This window comes from Shimia marina (assembly GCF_001458175.1).
Lineage (GTDB): Bacteria > Pseudomonadota > Alphaproteobacteria > Rhodobacterales > Rhodobacteraceae > Shimia > Shimia marina.
Window position 1 is genome coordinate 1 of record NZ_CYPW01000032.1, and the last position, 7,530, is coordinate 7,530.

Here is a 7,530-nt window from a genome sequence, read left to right on the forward strand (position 1 = left end):
AAAAGGCAAAAGCGTCGCGGGATGGAGCAGCCCGGTAGCTCGTCAGGCTCATAACCTGAAGGTCGTAGGTTCAAATCCTACTCCCGCAACCAGCACCTCTTGCGAGGTCAGCGCAGACACACAGCCCCTATTGGGGGCTGTTTGCGTTTTAGAGCTAAGGTCTTGTTGCATAGGTTGAATTTTAGAAAGCTCCGCTGCGACGCGGCTACTGTCCGACGAGGTGGCGACCGACAGGATACCTGCCAAGTCACCGATGAGATCAATGGTGAGATCGTCATCCGCCTCATTGGGCGGTGACGACCACTTTATCGATCATCGTTCTGAGGTGCTGTTGGATCAATTTCATGACAAGAGATACAGAGGCGCCAATTGCACTGGCTCTTGAAGATTATGATGGCTCTTTGCGTCGCAAATTGATCTTAGGTGTCTATATCGTTTCTGTGACGCTTGTGGCGATCCTCATCTACGTGATCAACTCTATGTAAGGGCAACTTAAATGGTTTATGCTAAATGGATTCTCCGCGTCCTCGTTTGGGGCGGCTTGGCAGCTTGGCTGCATTATACGCTGCCACAGCATGATGTGGTGCGGGTTGTTGGCACCTACGAGGAGCGGCAGGAACTCGGAGATTGGACGCGAATTTTCTGGTCGAAACCAGACAAGCAATCCGCAGGGCTGATCAACCGGGATGTGCAGTTCATTCAGGCCTTTGATGCCAATGAAAATGCGCGGGTCTATCGCAATGAAGATACGGGTTGGAGCTGGCCTCCCTACTTCAAGTTTGACACGGCCAACCTCTATACAGAAGCGAGTGATCTGGTGTCCACCAAGGCCGATCCCGAGTGGGTGGTGATCACACATTATGGCTGGCGCAACGAGTTCTTTTCAGCCTTTCCCAACGCTGTGGGGATCAAACCTGTAGCCGGGCCGGATGTGACCATCATTCCATGGTTCAACATCATTTTCCTGACACTTATGGTGGCGCTTTTCTGGGCGGTCTATGTGCGCTGGCGGCGTTTCCGAGAGGCGCGGATCGACCCTGTGCTCAATGATGTGGCGGACAGCTGGGATGCCGCTGGCGACAATATCACCGAAAAGCGCGGCCGGTTCCGCGCCTGGCTTGATACCTGGCGCGGGAAGGCGCGTTAACGCATGCCGTAGTAGTGGCCGACGACGTGTTCGGCCTCTGCAAAGAACAGCCAGCGGGATGTGGCAACGCCTGCGATATGGCTGAGTACAGCAATCGCGGCCAGGATGTGGCTGAAAGGCAGAAGGGCCAAGATCACCAAGGGCAGCGCGAAGGTGAGCACAAAAGCAATCACACGCAGTTTCTGGGCGTGTTTGCGGCCGATCACATAGATGAACTCCTTGACCAGATAGTTCGGCGCGGTGTGTGGATGCGCCATAGAACGCACAGTGCCTCGTTCGCCCAATCCTGTGGCGGTGCCCATGTCTGTGCCGCTAATGGTTAGCGCGTTGTCGCCCCTTATCCACCAGAAGATTTGGATGACAGCCGCGATGGCCAGCAAGGCGATTGCAATCGTGATACGGCCTGACAGCAGAGCCCCCCCTGCCAGGGAGAAACTGAGGTAAAGTGCTGGCGTTAATGGGGTTTTCCAACGCGGGACAGTATCGAGCTGAGCATAGATCATCGAAGTCGTAAAGACAGTCAGCAGTGACAGTAGCGCTCCGATCCAGCCTAAGATCACGATATGTGTGGCAAAGAAGATCAGGCAGAGCGCATAGAGCCCCATGACGCAGAGCGCGGCGACGGCACAGATGCCCTCGCGACTGAGCCAACTGGTCCGCCATTGGCTAAGCGCACGCCAGGCGCGTTCTGGGTGGCCAAGGTGGAAGGTAGAGGACAAAAGCCCGCCAACCGCCAACGCAAAGCCTATGAAAAAGAAAGCAAAAGCCACTCCGCCTGTGGGGGGCGTGAGGTCGATGCCAAGCCAGAATAGAAGGCCGAACCCAAGACCAGAGAGGGTGGAAAAGATGATGACGGATGGTGCGGGGTGCATCAGGCAGACCCTCCGGGCAGTTTATCAAGCGCTTTGTCGAGCCATCCGAGGAAGCCGACCGGTTCTTCGGCCACAGGTTTCAGAAGCGGGGCCAAAAGGCTTTGATCATCCCAGGAATCCTTGGGCCTTGGGGGCAGATATTTGTTCACAGGTTTGGTGCCCATTTCCGGCATGAGGTCGAATCCGCCTCTGCTTTCAACAAGTTGGCTGACGTCTGAATTGGGATCAGACAGGTCGCCGAAGTGGCGGGCACCAGCAGGACAGGTGCGCACGCAGGAGGGGATTTGGTCTTCTTTGGGCAGGTTTTCATTGTAGATGCGATCGACACACAGCGTGCATTTCTTCATCACGCCCTCTTCCTGATCCAACTCGCGGGCACCATAGGGGCAGGCCCATGCGCAGAGGCCACAGCCGATGCAGTGATCCTCGTTCACCAGAACAATACCATCCTCAACCCGCTTGTAGCTCGCGCCCGTTGGGCAGACGATGACGCAGGGAGCGCTTTCGCAATGTAAACAAGACTTTGGGAAGTGGACGGTCTGCGCTGTGCCGTCCTCGGGCTGCACCTCATAACTGTGTACGCGATTTAGAAATGTGCCCATGGGTTCTGTGCCATAGGGGCGTTGATCAGACAAAGGCGCGCCATAGTTTTCCGTGTTCCAGCCTTTGCAGGAGATCACGCAGGCGTGGCAGCCAACACAGGTGTCCAGATCAATCACAAGGCCGAGGCTGCGGTCGGTTTGGGTTGGGAGATCAGTCATGTTTTGACCTCTGTATTGCGTCGGTATTGCAGCTTTATCGCGGAGGTGCGGAGCCTCGCTCTTTGAATTGAGGTCATACTCATTTGCCGACCTTCCATGTGAGTGTTTCCGGACCTTGCGGCACAGGTGATGTGATGGGGGCAAAGGTCGGTTGCGCCACAACAGGCACGGCCGCTTTTTCGATTTTCACACGCAGATCAAACCAAGCGGCCTGTCCGGTGATGGGATCAGAATTGGCCCACCGCAGGCCATCCCCTTTGGGCGGCAGAAGCTCGTGGATCAGATGGTTGAGCAAAAAGCCCCGGTTGGCTTCCGGCGCATCTTCAGAGAGCGCCCAGGTGCCACGGCGCTTGCCAATGGCATTCCACGTCCAGACGGTGTTTTCATTCAATGCTGACTGATGGGCCACAGGGACAGTGATAGCGCCATGCGCAGAGGTCACGCGTGCCCAGTCGCCTTCTTCAAAACCATGTTTGTTCCAGAGTTTGGTTGGCAGGTAGAGCGGGTTTTCCCCGTGCAACTGCCGCAGCCAGGCGTTTTGCGTGCCCCAACTGTGGTACATCGCCATAGGACGTTGCGTGAGCGCGTGGACATCGAATTCGTCAGGATCCACGCGGCCATCTTCCAGCGGTTCATACCAGATGGGAAGCGGGTCCATGACCTGTTTGAGGCGGTCGCGCAGATGGTCCGGTGGCTGGATGCCCCCATGCCCCTCGGCGGCGCGTTGGAACTTGCGCATCGGCTCGACATAAAGCTGGAACAGGAAGGGCTGCGGTGCATCAAAGAGGCCGATTTTCACCGCCCAGTCCTGATAGTGCTGGTTCCATGGCTTCATGTAGCGCGCATTTTCGGGCACATGTTCGATGGCGAAGCCGCCACTGTCGATGTAGCGCTGTAGCTGCTCCGGGTTCACCTTGCCGCGGCCAAACTGATCGCCCTCCTCGCCACGGAAGCCCGCGAGCGGGCCGACGCCCGGGCGACGTTCATGATTCACGATATAATCGGCGTAGTCTTTCCATTTGGGGGTGCCATCCTCATTGAGGAAATGCGGCAGGCCAATGCGCGCGCCCAACTCGATCAGGACGGATTGGAAGCCGCGCACGTCGCGATCCGGCTCCACCACCGGCCAGCGGATGGCGTCAGCGGCACCGTCTGCCTCACAAATGGGGCGGTCGAGCAGCGATATACAGTCGTGGCGCTCCAGATAGGTGGTGTCTGGCAGGATCAGATCGGCGTAAGCGACCATTTCTGAGCTGTAGGCATCGGAATAGATGATGCGTGGGATGCGATAGCCGCCATCATCATTGCGGTCGGTCAGCATCTTAATCACGCCAGAGGTGTTCATCGTGGAGTTCCACGACATGTTGGCCATGTACATGAACAGCGTGTCGATCGGATAAGGATCTTGGGCGTGGGCGTTTGAGATCACCATATGCATGAGGCCATGCACGGACATGGGGTTTTCCCATGTGAACGCCTTATCAATCCGGCAGGCCGTGCCGTCCTCATTGATCTGCAGGTCTTCGGGGCCACGCGGGAAGCCGAGATGCGGACCAGCGAGGGGTTTGCCCGGGCGGCCATAGCCGTGTGGCGTTGGGTGAGCGGACACCGGCTTGGGATAGGGGGGCTTGAAGCGGAAACCGCCGGGAACTTCGACCGTGCCCAGAAGGATTTGCAGCACATGCAGGGCGCGGCAGGTCTGGAAACCATTGGAATGGGCGGAAATTCCGCGCATGGCGTGGAAGCTGACCGGGCGACCTGTCATGGTCTTGTGGGTTTCGCCACGGAAGTCCGTCCAGTCCTGTTCCAGCTCAAAGGCTTCGTCAAAAGCGACGCGGGCCAGTTCGGCGGCGATGGTTTTGATCTTTTGGGCGGAGATGCCGGTTTTCTCGGCCACGTTTTCCGGCGCGTATTGGGGATCAAGGTATTTCTCCGCCATCAGGTGCATCACCGTGCGATGGGTGACGCCTGCTTTGCGATAGGTCGCGGACAGGTCGGGGCGCACGCCCTTTTGGTCAAAAGGCGTGGGTTTGCCGGTGGTGCGGTCAATGACCAGTTCTTTGCCGTCAGCATCGCGCATCAGGAGGCCGGTTTCCGCGTCTACCAGCACGGCTGCATTGGTGTATTGTGCGAGGTAATGCAGGTCGATCTTGCCCGCCTTCATCAGCTCATGAATGAGGGCGAGAATAAACAGCCCGTCGGTGCCCGGTGTGATGCCGACCCATTCGTCTGCCACGGCGTTGTAGCCGGAGCGCACCGGGTTCACACCAATGACCTTGGCCCCGCGTGCTTTGAGCTTGCCGATGCCTGCTTTGATCGGGTTGCTGTCGTGGTCTTCAGCGACGCCAAAAATCATGAAGAGTTTTGTGTGGTCCCAATCCGGCTGCCCAAATTCCCAGAAGGCTCCGCCCATTGTGTAAATGCCTGCCGCCGCCATATTGACCGAGCAAAATCCGCCGTGGGCTGCGTAGTTGGGCGTGCCAAAGTGCTGGGCCCAGAAGCTTGTGAAGCTTTGTGATTGATCGCGACCGGTGAAGAACGCCAATTTGTGTGGCGCTGTTTCATGCAGCTCGGTGAGCCAGCCAACAGCGATGTTCATCGCCTCTTCCCAGCTGATTTCCTCAAATTCGCCAGATCCGCGTGGGCCAACGCGCTTAAGGGGTTTTTTGAGCCGTGAAGGCGCGTTCACCTGCATGATCCCTGCGGAGCCTTTGGCGCAGAGCACGCCTTTGTTCACCGGGTGGTCGCGATTGCCCTCAATATAGGCGACCTTACCATCCTTCATGTGCACATTGATGCCGCATCGGCAGGCACACATGTAACAGGTTGTCTGGCGGATCTCGTCAGAGACTTTTGGAGAGGTGTTGAGGGTGGGTTGCTGGAATGTCATCTGGCCTCCCTTGGCGCGTTTCTAGGTGAGCAAGTAAATCCCCGCGAGAATAAAGCCTGCAATGAACAGGGTTTCGACAATGATGAGCGCAATGGCTGCACCGCCAACGCCGAGCACCTGTTTGAGATTGGTTTTCATGCCCACAGCGGCCACTGCTGTGAGAAGGAAGTAGCGGGACATGTCGCTGAGAAGGTCACAGATTGGCGCAGGGATCGCGCCAAATGTGTTGAGTGTTGCCAGCGCCAAAAAGCCGAGCACAAACCCGGGCAGAATTGGGGGGCGTTCGCCGGTTGTGGGGGTTTTTACAAAGCTGCGGATCAGGAGCGACGCAATCAGAACAACGGGGGCCAGCATGGACACGCGGATCAACTTGACCAGGACCGCCGTGTCGCCGACTTCCTGAGATATGGAAAACCCTGCGCCTGCAACCTGTGCCACGTCATGGATTGTGCCCCCTAAGAAGACACCGGCCATTTGATCACCCAACTCAAGTTGGGTCACGATGGCCGGATAGGCGATCATGGCGATGGTGGACATCACGGTCACGCCCATCACCGTGAAGAGCAGGCGTTCTTCGCTGCGGTCATCCTTAGGCAGGATGGCGGCGATAGCCATAGCGGCAGAGGCGCCGCAGATGGCAACGGACCCTGCGGTCAGCGTGGCAAACCGCCACTTGTGGCCCAGAAATCGGGCGATAAACAGACCAAAACCAATGGTGGTTGCGACGCCCAGAATGGTCAAAGCGATCAGAGGCCAACCCAGAGCCATCACCGACATGGCAGAAATACGTACACCCAACAGGGCAACGCCAATGCGCAGGAGGGTGCGGGCCGAGAAGCCGACACCGGCCACGGTGCGGCCCTCCTCCCCAAGAAAGTTCAGGGCGATTCCAAAGAGGAGGGCCAGCAGCATAGCCGGCGCGCCATGATGTTCTGAGAGAAGTTGCGCCGTAGCGGCCACGGTAATTGCGACGGCGACACCGGGGAAGTTCTTATGAAACGCCTCCTTTGTGCGCATTTTGATCTGCGAGGAGAGGTGGCTTGGGGATCCAGTTCTGTTTGTCGCACGCAAGCGGGAAAATCCTTCTTTCTGTCAGCAGAGACAAACCAGTCCTGTTGGTCAAGGCAATGTTGGCGTTGGGCGGGGATTTATCTCTCTGACACAGGCGTGTAAGGGCGCACGTCTGGACCATTGTAGAGTGTCAGGGGGCGGATCAAGATGTTGCTGTCTTGCTGATCCATGCACTGGATGATCCAGCCCGGCATACGGCCAATTGCGAAGATCGGCACATAGAGATCCATCGGGATGCCGTGTAGTTGGTAGATGACGCCGGAGTAAAAGTCGACGTTCACGTTTAGGCCGTGGCGCGCGTAAGGCTTCATGGCGTCGACGACGCCTTGCAGGATTTCATACCATTCCGGCGCGCCCATTTCTTCGCCGAGTTTCTTGACGCCATCCCGCATGTGGCGCGCGCGCGGATCCTCTGCACGGTAGACGCGGTGGCCAAAGCCGGTGACAGCTTCGCGGTTCTTGCGCTTTGCTTTGACATAGGCGGCCGCGTTTTCTGGCGTGCCGATGTCCTGCACCATTTTCATCACGTCTTCTGCTGCGCCCCCATGGGCTGGACCTGCCAGCGTGGAGAGCGCGGTCACGATGCCGCCATGAAGGTTTGTATCTGTGCCTATGGTCACGCGCGCGGCAAATGAAGACGCATTGGCGCCGTGTTCGGCGTGCAGGATAAAATCCACATCCGCAAGCTTGGCGGCGTCCTCGGAAGGTGTCTCCCCTTTCAGCATCCAGAGCCAATTCGCGGCATGGCTGAGTGTTTTGTCGGCGGGCACAGGATCACGTCCGTTGCGG

Annotated in this window: 7 protein-coding genes and 1 tRNA gene; 3 read left to right on the top strand and 5 right to left on the bottom strand. The window is 57.7% G+C overall.

The features are described from left to right. Nucleotides 1-15 precede the first annotated feature (15 nt). The 3 genes from SHM7688_RS16235 to SHM7688_RS16240 all read left to right on the top strand — a co-directional run bounded on the left by SHM7688_RS16235 (nt 16) and on the right by SHM7688_RS16240 (nt 1,147). Nucleotides 16-92: transfer RNA gene (locus SHM7688_RS16235), tRNA-Met, on the top strand. A gap of 252 nt (nt 93-344) precedes the next feature. Beyond that, nucleotides 345-485, top strand: coding sequence for a hypothetical protein (locus tag SHM7688_RS19785; protein ID WP_158500707.1), 141 nt, complete (start codon nt 345-347; stop codon nt 483-485). Nucleotides 486-496: 11 nt separating this feature from the next. Then, nucleotides 497-1,147, top strand: coding sequence for a DUF1523 family protein (locus SHM7688_RS16240; RefSeq protein WP_058241008.1), 651 nt, complete (start codon nt 497-499; stop codon nt 1,145-1,147). On the opposite strand, the gene SHM7688_RS16245 is transcribed toward SHM7688_RS16240, so the two are convergent. The 5 genes from SHM7688_RS16245 to SHM7688_RS20090 form a co-directional block, all read right to left on the bottom strand. Continuing rightward, entirely contained in the window at nt 1,144-2,019 is an 876-nt protein-coding gene (locus SHM7688_RS16245; protein WP_058241009.1) for a dimethyl sulfoxide reductase anchor subunit family protein, read from the bottom strand. The two genes, SHM7688_RS16240 and SHM7688_RS16245, sit on opposite strands and share 4 nt — an antisense overlap. Further along, the gene (locus tag SHM7688_RS16250; RefSeq protein ID WP_058241010.1) at nt 2,019-2,780 is read right to left on the bottom strand and encodes a 4Fe-4S dicluster domain-containing protein; all 762 of its coding nucleotides are present in this window, start codon (nt 2,778-2,780) and stop codon (nt 2,019-2,021) included. The genes SHM7688_RS16245 and SHM7688_RS16250 overlap by 1 nt, the downstream gene beginning before the upstream one ends. Before the next feature lie 79 nt (nt 2,781-2,859). After that, nucleotides 2,860-5,670, bottom strand: a complete 2,811-nt coding sequence (locus SHM7688_RS16255; protein ID WP_058241011.1) for a molybdopterin oxidoreductase family protein — start codon at nt 5,668-5,670, stop codon at nt 2,860-2,862. Between the two features lie 21 nt (nt 5,671-5,691). After that, nucleotides 5,692-6,687 carry a YeiH family protein gene (locus tag SHM7688_RS16260; RefSeq protein ID WP_058241012.1) on the bottom strand — a complete coding sequence of 332 codons (996 nt, stop codon included), beginning with the start codon at nt 6,685-6,687 and terminating at the stop codon, nt 5,692-5,694. Nucleotides 6,688-6,818: 131 nt separating this feature from the next. Then, a partial coding sequence (locus SHM7688_RS20090) for a citrate/2-methylcitrate synthase (RefSeq protein WP_306341273.1) occupies nt 6,819-7,530 on the bottom strand: 712 nt, incomplete at its 5' end.